The sequence below is a fragment of the Nonomuraea sp. NPDC001684 genome (assembly GCF_053596515.1).
This window is the reverse complement of record NZ_JBSFGJ010000250.1, coordinates 1-14,227: the sequence shown is the minus strand read 5'-3', so window position 1 is coordinate 14,227 and position 14,227 is coordinate 1. Positions and strand designations below refer to the sequence as shown.

Genomic DNA, 14,227 nt, shown 5'->3' with positions numbered 1-14,227 from the left:
CCCGGCCGAGGACTTCCCGGCGCCCGTGGGGCCCGTCAACCAGAGCAGCGGCAGCGGATCGGTACTCACCGGCGCGACCCTAGCGAGCCCGGTCCGCCGCCTGCCACCGCATTTTCGGCCAGCCTGCCGGTGGCGGACGGCCCGGCTACTGATGCAGCACCGGGTTGTGGTGGACCGCCTGGCGGGCCGCGTGCGAGGTGGAGCTCCACAACACCGCCGCCGCGGTCAGCGCCGCCAGCAGCGTGCACCAGGCCACCGCGCGTCCGAGCCGCATGCCGTACCCCCACAGCAGCCACGACAGCGACAGCCACCAGTGCTCACCGGCCCGGCGGCGCATCTCCATGGCGGCGAAGGCGAAGTCCGCCGAGGTGTCGCGGTCCTCGATCCGGCCGCGCAGCTCGGCGTAGAGGGCGGCCAGCAGGTCGGGGGTGGTGGGCGAGCCGCCGGAGGCGTCCCAGCCGCGCAGGGCGTGCTCGTCGGCCAGCGCGCTGCGCCGCGAGATCCAGCGCAGCATCGGACGGCGCAGGCTGGCTTCGATCAGGCGGGCGTAGAAGTCGAGGGCCACGTCGAACCCGTCGCGGCAGTTGCGGTGCGACCGGTAACAGGGCCGCCAGGCCGAGCTGGCCCCCACCCCCGCCCGCGCGTCCACCAGAGCCGACGGCACGCGTTCCGGCCGGGGCAGCAGCCCGTGGCCCAGGTAGCGGACGCCGGTCAGCTCGGTGTGCGCGCCCGCCCCGCCGGAGACGAAGCGGCCGAGCCGCCACCCGCTCTCCTCGTCCCACACCAGCGCGTGGCCGTCGGTCAGCTTGACCGTGGCGTGCCGCGGATCGCAGGGCCCCTCCCACCAGTCGGCCACCTCGGCTCCGAGCAGGTCGACGACGCGCTCCACATAGCCCGCCGGCTGCTGCAGCCACTCGTCGGTGTACGGCTCGACATGCCTGATGGCCACGGACGGCACCCCCTTGTGCCCTGAAGGTAAGAAAAAAGCGACGGTGACCAACCATACCCGTGGCGAACTTATTCCGTTGCACGTCCGTCTAGTCATTACGGACGATATTTACGTCGGACACGGGGAAGGAGGAGAGCCCATGATTGCCACGATCCTGCTGATCACCCTGATGGCCGTAGCGGTGGCCGCCACGGAGCTCATCATGCGTTGCTCCTCGCAGGTTAAAGAGAGTGTCGAGCCGCCGACCGAGATCGTCGGGGACTAGTCTCAGGCGCATGTCCCTGCTTCTCTGGCTGCACATCGGCTTCGCCATCTTCACGATCGGCCCGCTGACCGCTGCGACGATGGCGGCTCCGCGGGCCATCCGCACCAACAACGTGCCCGTCCTGCGGAACATCCAGCGCACCACGAGGATCTACAGCCTGGCCAGCCTGGGTGTGCTGGTGTTCGGCGTGGCCCTGGGCGTCGTCGTCGGGAACGGCGTGCTCGGCCTGTGGTACATGACGGCGTCGATGACGCTGTTCATCGTGGCGATCGTGTTGCTGGTCATCATCGACCGCGACCTGCGCACCGCCCTCCGCGCGCTCGAAAGCGAGAACGCGGAGGACGACGCGAAGGTGCAGACCGGACGGGTCGCCGCGATCAGCGGCCTGCTGGCCGTGATCTGGCTGGTGATCCTCTTCCTGATGGTCGTCCCGACGCCGTGATGGTGGTCCAGGCGTCCTAGCCGAGGGCCTGGGTGAGGTCGGCGAGCAGGTCGTCGACCGTCTCGATGCCGACCGACAGGCGCACCAGGTCGCTCGGCACCTCCAGGGGCGAGCCCGCCGCGGAGGCGTGCGTCATGCGGCCTGGGTGCTCGATGAGCGACTCGACGCCGCCCAGCGACTCGCCAAGCGTGAACAGCTTGGCCCGGTTGCACACCTCCACGGCCTCGGCCTCGCCGCCCGCCACGCGGAAGGACACCATGCCGCCGAAGCGCCGCATCTGCTTGGCGGCGACCTCGTGGCCGGAGTGCTCGGCCAGGCCCGGGTAGAGCACCTGGGTCACGCGCGGGTGCGCGAGCAGCAGGTCGACGACGCGTTCGGCGTTGTCGCAGTGGCGGTCCATGCGCACGCCGAGGGTCTTGAGCCCGCGCAGCGTCAGCCAGGCGTCGAACGGGCCGGCCACCGCGCCCATCGCGTTCTGGTGGTAGGTCAGCTCGTCGCCGAGGCCCTTGTCCCGCGCGATCAGCGCGCCGCCGACCACGTCGGAGTGGCCGCCGACGTACTTGGTGGTGGAGTGGACGACCACGTCGGCCCCGAGCGCCAGGGGCTGCTGCAGGTACGGCGAGGCGAAGGTGTTGTCCACGACCAGCAGCGCGCCGTTCTCGTGGGCCAGCTGCGCCAGGGCGGCGATGTCGGCGATGCCGAGCAGCGGGTTGGTGGGCGTCTCGACCCACACGATCTTCGTCTTCTGCGTCATGGCCGACGCCACCGCGTCGAGGTCGTGCAGCGGGACCGGGTCGTAGTGCAGGCCCCAGCGCTCGTGCACCTTGGAGAACAGCCGGTACGTGCCCCCGTACGCGTCGTTGGGGATGATCACGTGATCCTGCGGCCGGCACACCGTGCGCAGCAGGGTGTCCTCGGCGGCCAGGCCCGAGGCGAACGCCAGCCCGCGCGCGCCGCCCTCCACGGCGGCCAGCGCCTCTTCCAGCGCCGTCCTCGTGGGGTTGGCGGAGCGGCTGTACTCATATCCCGAACGCAGGCCGCCCACGCCGTCCTGCTTGTAGGTGGACGTGGCGTAGATCGGCGGCACGACCGCGCCGGTCAGCGGGTCGGGCTCCTGACCTGCGTGGATCGCCAGGGTCTCAAAACCGTTGGTCATAGGCCCCACGTTAACGGAAAGCGGCCCGCGATCCGTTCCCCAGCGGATCGCGGGCCGGTGGCGGGGCCCGTCCCCCGACGGCGCCCGCCCGGACCCGCGCGGCCATGCCCGCGCGGGCCACGTTCTCGAAGGCTCAGGCCGCCCGGGCCTCGCGGGCCGTCGCGGCCGTCACGGCCGGGGCGCTGAGCCGGACGACCTCCACGTCGATGTGGCGGCCGCTGGCGCCCTCCGCCTCCTCACCGTTGATGCGCGAGAGCAGCACGGGGTCGGCCAGCGCGAGCAGCGCCGTGACGACCAGTCCCAACCCCAGCAGAACGAACCCGATGACAACCATGTCCTGTCCCCCTTCCGACGTGTTCCAGCATCGCCGAGGGGCCGTCGCCGCCGCCTCCGCTGAAGGGCTGGTCCGGCGGCGACCGGGTCGGCCGATCGGTTGATACGAGTTGTCCGACTTCCGGCCTACTCTCGTGACGTGGGGGATTCGAAAGGCATCGTGTACTGGGTCCGGCGGCTGAGCGAGATCGCGATGCTCGGCTGGCTCGGCCTGATGCTGATGCTCGACCTGGCCATCGCCGTCAGCACCGGGGGGCTGCAATGGTTCGTGCCGTTCTGCGGCGCGGCCGGGATCGCGGCGGTCGTCCTGCGCCGCCGCCACCGGCTTGAGGGCTTCTGCGCGCTGCTGGGGCTGTCCTTCGCCGCGTCGGTGGTCATCGGGTCGGCCGGCGCGCTGGGCGCGCCCGGCATGGCCGAGACGGGGTCGCTGCTGATCCTCCTCATCGGCGTGCTGCGGCACGTGGAGCCGGTACGGCGGGCGGCGGTGCTGTCGCTCGTGGGACTGGGCGTGCTGATGGCCGAGTCGGCCAGGCGCGACTACCCCACGGCGGGGCTGGCGTTCGCGTTCCTGCTGTTCGCGGGGTGGTCGATGGCCGCGGGCATCGGCGGCTACCTGCGGTTCCAGCAGGAGCGCCGGACCGAGGCGGTGCACTCCGTACGCCGGGCCGAACGTCTCGAACTGGCCAGGGAGCTGCACGACCTGGTCGCCCACCACATCACCGGCATCGTCGTCCAGGCCCAGGCCGCGCGTACGGTCGCCGAGCACAAGCCCGAGGCCGTGCTGCCCGCGCTCGACGCGATCGCCTCGGCCGGGTCGGAGGCGCTGACCTCGATGCGGCGCATGGTCACCGTCCTGCGCACCGAGGACGAGGCCGACCGCAGGCCCGGCACGACGCTGGCCGACCTGCGGCTGCTGACCGAGCGGTTCTCGGTCGAGGGGCCGAAGGTGGCGTTCGAGATCGGGTCGGGCATCGACGACCGGACGCTGCCGCCCGAGGTGATGACGACGCTGCACCGGGTCCTGCTGGAGTCGCTCACCAACGTGCGCAAGCACGCCACCCGGGCCGCGTGGGTGGAGGCCGACCTGCGGCGGTACGAGCGGGTGGTCGTGCTGCGGGTGCGGAACTTCGGCTCGGTCGCGTCAGACCCGCGGGTGTCCCGGCTGGGCGGCGGGTTCGGGCTGGTCGGCATGGCCGAGCGGGTGGAGGCTCTGGGCGGCAGGCTCTACGCGGGCCCGTCCCCCGAGGGCCCCTGGGAAGTGATCGCCGAGTTCCCGCTCCCCTGACCCGCCCGACCGTCCGACCGCGACCTCTCTGGATGCCCACTGCCCTGACCCGGACGACCGGCCGACCGCGACCTCGCCGGGTTCCCACTGGCCCGAGACCTCAGGATCCCGCTCCCCCGCCGCGAAGGACCCGGCGAACTCCGGCTGGCCCAGGGCGGCGCGCAGGCGGGCGGTGATCCGGTCCACGTCATGGCGTTCGCCGGCGGGAAGGGGCGCGCCGACGGCCCGCCGGAGCGCCGCGGCCCGTCCCAGCTTCCGCGCCGCCTCCGCCAGGTGCTCGCGGCCCGCGATCGACAACGCGCCCGCCAGCCCCTCCAGGGCCAGCGCGACGGCCCGCGGGTCGCCCGTCGCGCGGGCGTGCGCGTACCCCTCGCGCTGGCGCGCCAGCGCCGTCTCGGCGTCGCCGCGCTGCTCGGCCACGAACCCCCACTCGGCCATGACGAACGCCGTCCCGGGCGTCCCCCGCACCTGCCGCAGCCAGTCGAGCGCGGACAGCAGGTACGACTCCGCCTCCTCGTACCGCCCCTGCCTGCGGGCGCTCATGGCCAGTCCGAGCAGCGCGTTCTCCTCCGCCGACCGGTACGACTGCGCCACCGCCAGCCGCCTGGCCCGCCCGTGGTAGTCGTCGGACCGCTCGTAGTCGCCCGTGAGCAGCGCGAGCCGGCCGAGCGCGGCCAGCTTGAACGACACGTCGAACCCCAGCCCCTCGGCCAGCCGCAGCGCCTCGTGCCGCAGCCGGGCCGCCCGCTCGTAGTCGCCGCGGATCTCGGCCAGCCGGTCGAGGACGTCCATGGCCTCGACCTGCCCCCATTCGTCCCCCAGCTCGCGGAAGAGGGCCAGGCCGCGCTCGCCGTCGCGTTCCATCGCCGCGAGGTCGCCGCGGCCCACCGCGAGCTTGGCCCGCAGGCACAGCGCCGCCGCCACCCCCCACCGGTCCCCCAGCTCCTCGTACGCCGCCAGCGCCCGTCCCACCGCGTCCCGGTGCGCCGCGTGGTCGCCGTACGCCCAGCGGACGAAGCTGAGGAACCAGTCGGCCAGCGCGGCCCCCGCCCGGTCGAGCGCGGCGCGGCGTACCGGCGGGGTGGGCTCGCCGAGCAGCAGCCCGATGCCGGCCAGCCACACCGAGGCCAGGGCGGCGGCGCTGTCCTCGCCGCCCGCCGCCAGCGCCGCCTCGATCGACCTGCGGGCCTCGCGCAGCCTGCCGCGCAGGATCCAGTACCAGGCGAGCGCGTTGGCCAGGCGCAGGGGCTCCGGCCCTGACAGGGCCTGCCGCAGGTTGGCGCTCTCGGCGTCCAGCCGGTCCAGCCATTCGTGCTGGCGCGGGCCGCGCAGCTCGGCGCGGGCGGCCAGGTCGGTGTAGTAACGGGCGTGCCGCTCCCGCAGCAGGTCGTGCTCACCGGCCTCGCGCAGCCGTTCGAGGCAGTAGGCGGTCACCGACTCCAGCAGCCGGTAGCGGGGTCCCAGGGGACCGGGCGCCACGGCGACCAGCGACCGGTCCACGAGCCTGGCCAGCACGTCGAGCACGTCCACGCCGGGCTCGGCGCAGACCGCCTCGGCGGCCTCCAGGGTGCAGCCGTCGGCGTGCGCGGCCAGCCGCCGCAGCACCGCGCGTTCCTCGTCCGAAAGCAGCTCCCAGCTCCAGTCGATGGTGGCCCGCAGCGTGCGCTGCCGGGCCGGGGCGTCCCGCATCCCGGCGCTGAGCAGCCTGAACCGGTCGTCCAGGCGGGCGGCCAGCTCCTGTACGCCGAGCGCCCGCACCCGCGTCGCCGCCAGCTCCAGGGCCAGCGGGATGCCGTCGAGCCGCCGGCAGATGACGGCCACGGTGGGGCCGGGCTCGACGTCCGCGCGGGCCGCGAAGAGCCGTACGGCGTCGGCCTCGGCCAGCGGGTGGACGACCCGGACCCGTTCGCCGGACACGCCCAGCGGCTCCTGGCTGGTGGCCAGCACGCGCAGACCGGGCGCGGCCCGCAGCAGCGCCGAGACGAGCCCGGCGACCTGCTCGACCAGGTGCTCGCAGTTGTCCAGGACCAGCAGCGCGCTCCGGCCCGCCAGCACCCCGGCCAGCCTGGACGCCAGCGGCACGGAGTCGTCGTCGCGCACGCCCAGCACGGCCGCCACCGCCTCGGCCACGTCGGCGCCTCCGGCCCCGGCCAGCTCCACCAGCCACACCCCGTCGGCGAACCCGCCCCGCCGCGGCTCGGCGGCCCCCTCGGGAAAGGCCAGGCGGCGGGCGGCGGCGAGGGCGAGACGGGTCTTGCCCACGCCGCCCGGCCCGGTCAGGGTCACCAGCCGCGAGTCCGCCAGCAGGGCGGCGACCTCGGCGAGGTCAGCGTCCCGGCCGACCAGCGGGGTGAGCGGCGCGGGCAGGTTGGTGAGCGGCCCGGGGTCGGCGGCGGGCGGCGGGGCGGCCAGCGAGGGGTCGTGGCGCAGGATGGCCCGGTGCAGCGCGGCCAGCTCGGGCGAGGGGTCGAGCCCCAGCTCCTCGGCCAGCCTGACGCGCAGCTCCTCGTAGCCGGCCAGCGCCTCGCTCTGCCGGCCGCCCCGGTACAGGGCCTTCATGTGCGAGGCGCGCAGCCGTTCGCGCAGGGGGTGCCGGGCGACCAGGTCGGCGAGGTCGACGTCGTGGCCGAGCGCGAGGCGCACCTCGGCCTGCTCCTCCAGGGCCGACAGGCGCAGCTCGGTCAGCAGGGTGATCTCGGGACGGGCGAACCCCTCGTCGGCGAAGTCGGCGTAGGCCGCGCCCCGCCACAGGGCGAGCGCCTGGTCGAGCTCGCGGGCGCGCTCACGCGGGGCGGCGCCGCGGCGGCCCACGAGCGCGCGGAACCGGACGGCGTCGCAGTCGTGGGCGGCCAGCCGGTAGCCGACCGGGCCGTGGACGACCATGGCCGGGTCGCCGAGCGCGCGGCGGAGCTGGGAGACGCGGGCCTGGAGGGTGCCGAGCGGGTTGCGGCCGGGCCGGTCGCCCCACAGCTCGTCGATCAGCCGGTCGGCGGAGACCGGGCCGCCGCCGGCCGCCAGCAGGGCGGCGAGGAGCGCGCGGACCTTGGGCTCGGCGACGTGGATCTCCTCGCCGCCGTCCGTCCGGACGGTCAGCGGGCCGAGCACCCCGAATCGCACCATGCAGAGACTAACCCGTAGCCGGTCACAAGGATTTCCGTAGGGCGGTGCCGCAGGCTCCCTGTCATGACTCAGGTGACAGTTGCAGGACTCGGCCCGATGGGGTCGAAGATGGCCGAGACGTTCCTCGGCGCGGGTTTCGACGTGGCCGTGTGGAACCGTACGGCCGCCAAGACCGAACCGCTGGTCGAGCGGGGAGCCCGGCGCGCGGCCTCGGCCGCGGACGGCGATCTGCTGGTGTTCAGCCAGATCGGCTACCAGGCGATGTACGACAGCCTCGGCGAGGCCAGGCTCGACGGGAAGGTGCTGGTCAACCTCAGCTCGGGCACCCCGGAGGAGCTGCGCGCGGCGGCCCGCTGGGTGGCCGGACGCGGCGGCACGCTCGTCACCGCCGGGATCATGGTCCCGCCCCCGGGCATCGGCCAGCCGGGCGCGTACTCCTTCTACAGCGGCCCCAAGGACGTGCTCGACCGGCACACGGCCACGCTCAGGGCCCTCGGCGACGTCATCCACGTCGGCGCGGACGAGGGCCTGGCGATGATGTACTACCAGTCGCTGCTGCTGATCTTCTGGTCGAGCCTGACCAGCCAGATGCACGCGATGGCGATGCTGAGCACGGCGGGGGTCTCCCCGCTGGAGTTCCTGCCGTACGTGCGGGAGACCTTCACCCAGCTCGGCGGCGACGGCGTGATGGGGTTCGCGAAGATCCTGGCCGAGGAGTTCGCCGCCGGGACCTATCCCGGCGAGCTGAACTCGCTGCACATGCAGGCCGTGGGCCTCGGCCACGTCGTGCACGCGCTGGCCGAGGCCGGTGTGGAGACCACGGTGCCGAGCGCGCTGAAGGAGCTGTTCGAGCGCGCCGACGCCGAGGGGCGCGGGCACGAGGGCCTCGGCACCGTGATCGAGTCGATCAGGAAACCCTGATCAGTGGTTGGCGAGGAAGGCGAGCAGGTCCTGCCGGGTGAGCAGCCCGGCGGGCTTGCCGTCCTCCAGGACGACGGCCGCGTCGGCCTTCTCCAGCGCCTCGACCGCGCGCGCGACGGGTTCACCGCTGCCGATCGTGGGTAGCGGCGCCGACATGTGGTCGGAGATCGGGTCGTCGGAGGCGAGCCTGCCGTGGTAGAGGGCCTCCAGGAGGTCGCGCTCGACGATGGAGCCGACCACTTCGGCCGCCATGACCGGCGGCTCCTCCTTCATGACCGGAAGCTGGGACACCGAGTACTCGCGCATGATCGAGATGGCCGTGCCGACCGACTCGTGCGGGTGGGCGTGCACGAACTCCGGCAGGCCCGGCCCCTTGCGCGCCAGCACGTCGCCGACCAGGCCCTCGTCCGAGCTGGTGGTCAGGAAGCCGTAGTCGGCCATCCAGTCGTCGTTGAAGATCTTCGACAGGTAGCCGCGGCCGCCGTCGGGCAGCAGCACGACCACCACGTCGTCGGGGCCCGCCTTGGCCGCCACCTGCAGCGCCGCCACCACGGCCATGCCGCACGAGCCGCCGACCAGCAGCCCCTCCTCGCGGGCCAGGCGGCGGGTCATGTTGAAGGAGTCCTTGTCGGACACCGCGATGATCTCGTCGCAGATCCCGGTGTCGTACGTGGCCGGCCAGATGTCCTCGCCCACGCCCTCCACCAGGTAGGGACGGCCCGAGCCGCCGGAGTACACCGAGCCCTCGGGGTCGGCTCCGATGATCTTCACCCGGCCGTCGGAGACCTCCCTGAGGTAGCGGCCGGTGCCGCTGATCGTGCCGCCGGTGCCGATGCCCGCCACGAAGTGCGTGATGCGGCCGTCGGTCTGCTCCCACAGCTCGGGACCGGTCGAGTGGTAATGGGAGTCGGGGTTGTTGACGTTGGAGTACTGGTCGGGCTTCCAGGCGTTGGGGATCTCGCGGGCCAGCCGGTCGGAGACCGAGTAGTAGGACTCCGGGTGGTCGGGCGAGACGGCGGTGGGGCAGACCACGACCTCGGCCCCGTACGCGCGCAGCACCGCGATCTTGTCCTGGGCCACCTTGTCGGGCACCACGAACAGGCACCGGTAGCCCTTCTGCTGGGCCACGATGGCCAGGCCCACTCCGGTGTTGCCGGACGTCGGCTCGACGATGACGCCGCCCGGCCGCAGCGCGCCGGAGGCCTCGGCGGCCTCGATCATGCGCAGCGCGATGCGGTCCTTGACCGAGCCGCCCGGATTGAAATATTCGACCTTGGCCAGCACCTGGGCGGAGATCCCCGCCGTGACCTTGTGCAGGCGGACGAGCGGAGTGTTCCCCATGAGGTCGACCAGGGAATCGTAAACGCGCACCGAGGTGTTCACCTTCTTTGCCGAAGCTTGATCAGCTTGCCCGAGGCCGAGATCCAGTGGGGGTGGCAGGCCCTCGGCTAGTTTTCAAGCAAACGCTACCGCCGAGTTCGACCGGGAGGACACTACGTGGTCTGGGCAGCAGGCATGGCACGCGCGGCCAGGCGGATCGCGATGGCGGCGGCGCTCGGAGGTGGCGGGCTCACGGCTCTGGGAGCCACGGCGTACGGCCTGCTGATCGCCGAGGGACTGCTCGCGCGCAAGGCCATCGGCCGCCCCCACGGTCTGGACGGACCGCCCTCCGACGGCGTCTACGGCGATTTCCGCGGCAAACCCCTCAAGATGGCCATGCTCGGCGATTCCACCTCGGTGGGCCTGGGCATGACCGACCCCAGCCACACCCCGGCCGTCCTGCTGGCCAACGGCGTGGCGGCGGTGGCCGAGCGGCCGGTGCACCTGCTCGTGGCGGGCAAGTCGGGCGCCCCCTCCGCCGAGCTGCCCGAGCAGGTGGACGCCGCCCTCGCCATGCGCCCGGACGTGGCGGTCATCTTCGTGGGGGCCAACGACATCATCACCCAGACGCCGCCGGCCGTGGCGGTGCGCCATCTGGCCAAGGCGGTGCGGCGGCTGCGCGAGGCGGGCGTCGAGGTGGTCGTCGGCACCTGCCCCGACCTCGGCACGGTGCGGCCCATCGCCCAGCCGCTGCGCTGGGTGACCCGGCGGTGGAGCCGTCAGCTCGCGGCGGCCCAGACCGTCGCCGTGGTCGACGCGGGCGGCCGTACGGTGGCGTTCGCCGACGTCCTGGGGCCGGAATTCGATACAAATCCGACAGAAATGTTCGGACCGGATCGTTTCCATCCATCTGACCGAGGTTACGCGCAGGCCGCTTACGCGGTGCTACCGTCGGTGTGCGCTGCGTTGGGGCTGTGGCCTGAGCCGCGGCCCGCGCGGGGCGAAGGACTGCAACCGATCTACCTTGCGGCGGCAACGGCCGCGGAGGAGCCCGGCACCGAGGTCACCGCGACCCGGGTCGACGGGCGGGCCACGGGGCTCCACGGCAAGTGGGCCACGCTGTTCCGCCGGCGGCTCGGCGAGACGCCTACCGACGCGTGAGCGCGCCCGGCGGGCGGCTCGACGATCCCACCGACGCGTGATCGTGCGCGCCGGGGGGTTCGGCGACGCCTGATCCGGTCACCCTCCGAGCCTGAGCCGTCACTCCTCGTCCTCTTTTGGAGTGAATTGCCTGTGCTCCGGCCCCTCATGAAACCTTCCCTGGCCCTCGCGGGGACCCTCGCCCTGACCGCCTGCTCCGGCAGCGACGCCGCCACGGCGAACTTCCCCTCCTGGCAGAACACCCAGGTCAACGCGGTCAGCCGGATCGTGTCCGCGGCCGGTGTGGTCACCACCACCTCCATGAAGCCCGACGGCACGCTGGAGACCGTGGCGCTCGGCCTCGAAGACGGCCGGCGCCTGTGGGCGTACCCGGCCACCATGGCGGGCCGCCTGCCCGGCATGGGCGTCTCCGCCCCCGCGATCGTGGAGACGGCCAAGGGCCAGGGGGTGGTCGTGGCCCTCGATCCGGCGAAGAAGGGCCGCTGGAACGCCACCCTCATCGCCCGCGACGCCCGTTCCGGGACGCAGAAGTGGGCCAGGCCCATGCACTCCACGTTCGGGCCGCAGCGCTGCGGCCCCTACGTGTGCGTGTCGGAGCACACCGCCCTGACCCACGCCCGGATGGTCGTGCTCGACCCGGCGACCGGCCGGGTGATGTGGCGGCTGCCCGGCATCTCCGAGGTCGAGTGGTCCGACCCGGCCCGGGTCCTGCTGCTGCGGATGGCCGCCAACCCCATGATCGAGTCCTACGACGTCAAGACCGGCAAGCTGCAGTGGCAGCAGCCGATCGAGCAGGCGCTCGGGCCCGGCATCGACCTGTCGGGCGGGTGGGCGTTCGGCTCGACCGGCGACAACCTGGTCGGCTACGTCGCCCCCTACACCAACCCCCAGACGAAGAAGGTCTCCACCTTCGGGCTGTTCTCCATCAGGATCAGCGACGGCACGGTCAACTGGATGCGCCCCTCGGTCGTGCGCGTCTATCCCAGCGGCAGCCCCGGCTACGCGCCCGTCGTCCGCCCGGTCGACCGCCAGGGCGCCTACGGCGGTTTCGCCAGGCTCGACTCCGAGACCGGCCGGGTGGTCGGCCAGATCACCGCCTCCGACGTCCCCGGCTCGGGCTGGTGGCTGGCCTTCCCCGACCGCATGGACAAACTGGGCTTCCTCAAGCACGACGCCAAGGGCAGCGCCTTCGACCTGGTCTCGGGCAAGCCCGCGCAGGTGGGCGAGGAGCGGGGCTGGTCCTTCTGCGTCACCGACCCCAAGCCGCTGCCGCTGCGCGGCCAGGCCCCCGGCTTCTACTCCACGGCCGCCGTCTGCGAGTACGACCTGGGCACCGGCACCCGCGTCTCCCCCATGAACGCCCCGCCGCCCTGGTTCACCGGCAGCCAGGACGGCTGGCGCCTGTGGCGCGACGAGAAGGGCGCCGTGCACGCCGTCAACGACCACACCGCCACCGCCCCCGGCATGTACGGCTGACGCGGGGCCCCGGGGCGCTTGCGAGGAGGACTGGAATATAGTTCTAATATCAGCGCCGGACACAAGGAGGGGCCATGCCCGAGGCAGTCATCGTCGCAACCGCGCGTTCCCCGATCGGACGAGCCTTCAAGGGGTCGCTCAAGGACATCCGTCCCGACGATCTGACCGTACAGATGATCCAGGCGGCGCTGGCCAAGGTGCCCCAGCTCGACCCGAACACGATCGACGACATCATGCTCGGCTGTGGCCTGCCGGGCGGTGAGCAGGGCTTCAACATGGCCCGGGTGGTGGCGGTGCTGCTCGGGCTCGACACCGTGCCGGGCACGACCGTCACGCGCTACTGCTCCTCCTCGCTGCAGACCACGCGGATGGCCTTCCACGCGATCAAGGCGGGCGAGGGCGACGTGTTCGTCTCGGCCGGCGTCGAGACCGTCTCGCGCTTCGTCAAGGGCAACTCCGACTCGCTGCCCGACACCCACAACCCGCTCTTCCTCGACGCGACGGCCCGCACCAAGCAGTCGGCCGAGGGCGGCCGCACCTGGCACGACCCCCGCCAGGACGGCGCCGTCCCCGACATCTACATCGCCATGGGTCAGACCGCCGAGAACCTGGCCCAGCTCAAGGGCGTCAGCCGCCGCGAGCAGGACGAGTTCGGCGTGCGCTCCCAGAACCTGGCCGAGAAGGCGCTGGCCGACGGGTTCTGGCAGAAGGACATCACCCCCGTCACGCTCCCCGACGGCACCGTGGTCAGCAAGGACGACGGCCCCCGGGCCGGCACCACGTACGAGGGGGTGGCCGGGCTCAAGCCGGTCTTCCGCCCCGACGGCACGGTCACCGCGGGCAACTGCTGCCCGCTCAACGACGGCGCGGCGGCCCTGGTCATCATGAGCGACGTCAAGGCGGCCGAGCTGGGCATCACGCCGCTGGCCCGGATCGTCAGCACCGGCGTCAGCGGGCTGTCGCCCGAGATCATGGGCCTCGGGCCGGTGGAGGCGTCCAAGCAGGCGCTGTCCCGGGCCGGGATGGCGATCGAGGACATCGACCTCGTTGAGATCAACGAGGCGTTCGCGGCGCAGGTGATCCCGTCGTACCAGGACCTCGGGATCGAGCTCGACCGGCTCAACGTCAACGGTGGCGCCATCGCCGTCGGGCACCCGTTCGGCATGACCGGGGCGCGCATCACCTCGACGCTGATCAACAGCCTGCGCCACCACGACAAGAGCCTCGGCCTTGAGACGATGTGCGTGGGCGGCGGCCAGGGCATGGCGATGGTGCTGGAGCGCCTGTCCTAGATCGTGCTCGGCGGCCCCGTGCCCGGCCTTCCCGGCCGCGCGGGGCCGTTCGCGTCCCGGGGGTCAGCCCTGGCGGTCGGGGCCGGCCTGGAGCGGGGTGACGCGGACGATGACGCGCCGCTCGCTGACCATGGCCTCGCGGTAGGCGTCCCAGTCGGGGTGTTCGCCGGAGATGTCCCGGTAGTAGGCGATGAGCTGATCCATCGCCTCCGGCAGGGAGACGATCTCGGCCGTGCCGTCGACCTGGAGCCACTCGCCGAAGAAGCCGTCGGCGAGCACGCAGAGCGAGACGCGGGGATCCCGGCGGATGTTGTGCACCTTCATCGCCGTCTCGCGGGTGCTGATGACGATGTGCCCGCCGGCCACGCCCGCCAGCACCGGCGACATCTGCGGGTGCCCTCCGCGACGGCTGGTGAGCAGGACTGCGTGGTGGTGGGTCTCGATGAAGCCGAGCGCCTTGTCCAGATCCATGTGTTCATGATGCCGCGCCCGTACTCGGAGCACGGG

Annotated in this window: 12 protein-coding genes and 1 pseudogene; 7 read left to right on the top strand and 6 right to left on the bottom strand. The window is 72.8% G+C overall.

Features of this window, described 5'->3' with window-relative positions; genetic code table 11:
* Positions 1–145 precede the first annotated feature (145 nt).
* Positions 146–949, bottom strand: a complete 804-nt coding sequence (locus ACWCSD_RS33140; protein WP_449920781.1) for a DUF6292 family protein — start codon at positions 947–949, stop codon at positions 146–148.
* Positions 950–1,088: 139 nt separating this feature from the next.
* On the opposite strand from ACWCSD_RS33140, the gene ACWCSD_RS33135 reads away from it, so the two are divergent.
* Both ACWCSD_RS33135 and ACWCSD_RS33130 read left to right on the top strand, forming a co-directional pair.
* On the top strand, positions 1,089–1,214 hold the full coding sequence (locus ACWCSD_RS33135) for a hypothetical protein (RefSeq protein WP_352326121.1): 126 nt from the start codon (positions 1,089–1,091) through the stop codon (positions 1,212–1,214).
* 10 nt (positions 1,215–1,224) lie between these two features.
* Positions 1,225–1,656: a DUF2269 family protein gene (locus tag ACWCSD_RS33130; RefSeq protein WP_364392534.1), complete on the top strand. Its 432-nt coding sequence runs from the start codon at positions 1,225–1,227 to the stop codon at positions 1,654–1,656.
* 16 nt (positions 1,657–1,672) lie between these two features.
* On the opposite strand, the gene ACWCSD_RS33125 is transcribed toward ACWCSD_RS33130, so the two are convergent.
* Together ACWCSD_RS33125 and ACWCSD_RS33120 are read right to left on the bottom strand one after the other, a co-directional pair.
* Positions 1,673–2,812: a cystathionine gamma-synthase gene (locus ACWCSD_RS33125; RefSeq protein WP_387677017.1), complete on the bottom strand. Its 1,140-nt coding sequence runs from the start codon at positions 2,810–2,812 to the stop codon at positions 1,673–1,675.
* Between the two features lie 133 nt (positions 2,813–2,945).
* A complete protein-coding gene (locus ACWCSD_RS33120) occupies positions 2,946–3,146 on the bottom strand; it encodes a hypothetical protein (protein ID WP_397161355.1) in 201 nt (66 codons plus the stop codon).
* Between the two features lie 192 nt (positions 3,147–3,338).
* Between ACWCSD_RS33120 and ACWCSD_RS33115 the strand changes: the two are divergent.
* Positions 3,339–4,001, top strand: a pseudogene (locus ACWCSD_RS33115) (histidine kinase dimerization/phosphoacceptor domain-containing protein); the annotation flags it as partial.
* A gap of 285 nt (positions 4,002–4,286) precedes the next feature.
* Here ACWCSD_RS33115 and ACWCSD_RS33110 read toward each other — a convergent pair.
* Positions 4,287–7,550 (bottom strand): BTAD domain-containing putative transcriptional regulator, encoded by a 3,264-nt coding sequence (locus ACWCSD_RS33110; RefSeq protein WP_449920776.1) that lies wholly within the window; start codon positions 7,548–7,550, stop codon positions 4,287–4,289.
* 72 nt (positions 7,551–7,622) lie between these two features.
* Between ACWCSD_RS33110 and ACWCSD_RS33105 the strand changes: the two genes are divergently transcribed.
* Positions 7,623–8,471 (top strand): NAD(P)-dependent oxidoreductase, encoded by an 849-nt coding sequence (locus ACWCSD_RS33105; protein WP_397161359.1) that lies wholly within the window; start codon positions 7,623–7,625, stop codon positions 8,469–8,471.
* Here the strand turns inward: ACWCSD_RS33105 and ACWCSD_RS33100 are convergent, their stop codons facing one another.
* The gene (locus tag ACWCSD_RS33100) at positions 8,472–9,842 is read right to left on the bottom strand and encodes a cystathionine beta-synthase (RefSeq protein ID WP_352323551.1); all 1,371 of its coding nucleotides are present in this window, start codon (positions 9,840–9,842) and stop codon (positions 8,472–8,474) included.
* Between the two features lie 126 nt (positions 9,843–9,968).
* On the opposite strand from ACWCSD_RS33100, the gene ACWCSD_RS33095 reads away from it, so the two are divergent.
* The 3 genes from ACWCSD_RS33095 (at position 9,969) to ACWCSD_RS33085 (ending at position 13,720) form a co-directional block, all read left to right on the top strand.
* On the top strand, positions 9,969–10,952 hold the full coding sequence (locus tag ACWCSD_RS33095) for an SGNH/GDSL hydrolase family protein (RefSeq protein WP_352323552.1): 984 nt from the start codon (positions 9,969–9,971) through the stop codon (positions 10,950–10,952).
* A 147-nt stretch (positions 10,953–11,099) separates the two neighbouring features.
* The gene (locus ACWCSD_RS33090) at positions 11,100–12,428 is read left to right on the top strand and encodes an outer membrane protein assembly factor BamB family protein (RefSeq protein ID WP_449920772.1); all 1,329 of its coding nucleotides are present in this window, start codon (positions 11,100–11,102) and stop codon (positions 12,426–12,428) included.
* Positions 12,429–12,502: 74 nt separating this feature from the next.
* Positions 12,503–13,720 carry an acetyl-CoA C-acetyltransferase gene (locus tag ACWCSD_RS33085; RefSeq protein ID WP_449920770.1) on the top strand — a complete coding sequence of 406 codons (1,218 nt, stop codon included), beginning with the start codon at positions 12,503–12,505 and terminating at the stop codon, positions 13,718–13,720.
* 63 nt (positions 13,721–13,783) lie between these two features.
* Here the strand turns inward: ACWCSD_RS33085 and ACWCSD_RS33080 are convergent, their stop codons facing one another.
* Positions 13,784–14,191, bottom strand: coding sequence for a PPOX class F420-dependent oxidoreductase (locus ACWCSD_RS33080; protein ID WP_397161365.1), 408 nt, complete (start codon positions 14,189–14,191; stop codon positions 13,784–13,786).
* Positions 14,192–14,227 lie beyond the last annotated feature (36 nt).

Bases quoted from the DNA above. Each gene is read 5' to 3' on its own strand.
- ACWCSD_RS33135 (WP_352326121.1), top strand. From the start codon at position 1,089: ATGATTGCCACGATCCTGCTGATCACCCTGATGGCCGTAGCGGTGGCC.
- ACWCSD_RS33130 (WP_364392534.1), top strand. From the start codon at position 1,225: ATGTCCCTGCTTCTCTGGCTGCACATCGGCTTCGCCATCTTCACGATC.
- ACWCSD_RS33125 (WP_387677017.1), bottom strand. From the start codon at position 2,812: ATGACCAACGGTTTTGAGACCCTGGCGATCCACGCAGGTCAGGAGCCC.
- ACWCSD_RS33120 (WP_397161355.1), bottom strand. From the start codon at position 3,146: ATGGTTGTCATCGGGTTCGTTCTGCTGGGGTTGGGACTGGTCGTCACG.
- ACWCSD_RS33110 (WP_449920776.1), bottom strand. From the start codon at position 7,550: ATGGTGCGATTCGGGGTGCTCGGCCCGCTGACCGTCCGGACGGACGGC.
- ACWCSD_RS33090 (WP_449920772.1), top strand. From the start codon at position 11,100: ATGAAACCTTCCCTGGCCCTCGCGGGGACCCTCGCCCTGACCGCCTGC.
- ACWCSD_RS33085 (WP_449920770.1), top strand. From the start codon at position 12,503: ATGCCCGAGGCAGTCATCGTCGCAACCGCGCGTTCCCCGATCGGACGA.
- ACWCSD_RS33080 (WP_397161365.1), bottom strand. From the start codon at position 14,191: ATGGATCTGGACAAGGCGCTCGGCTTCATCGAGACCCACCACCACGCA.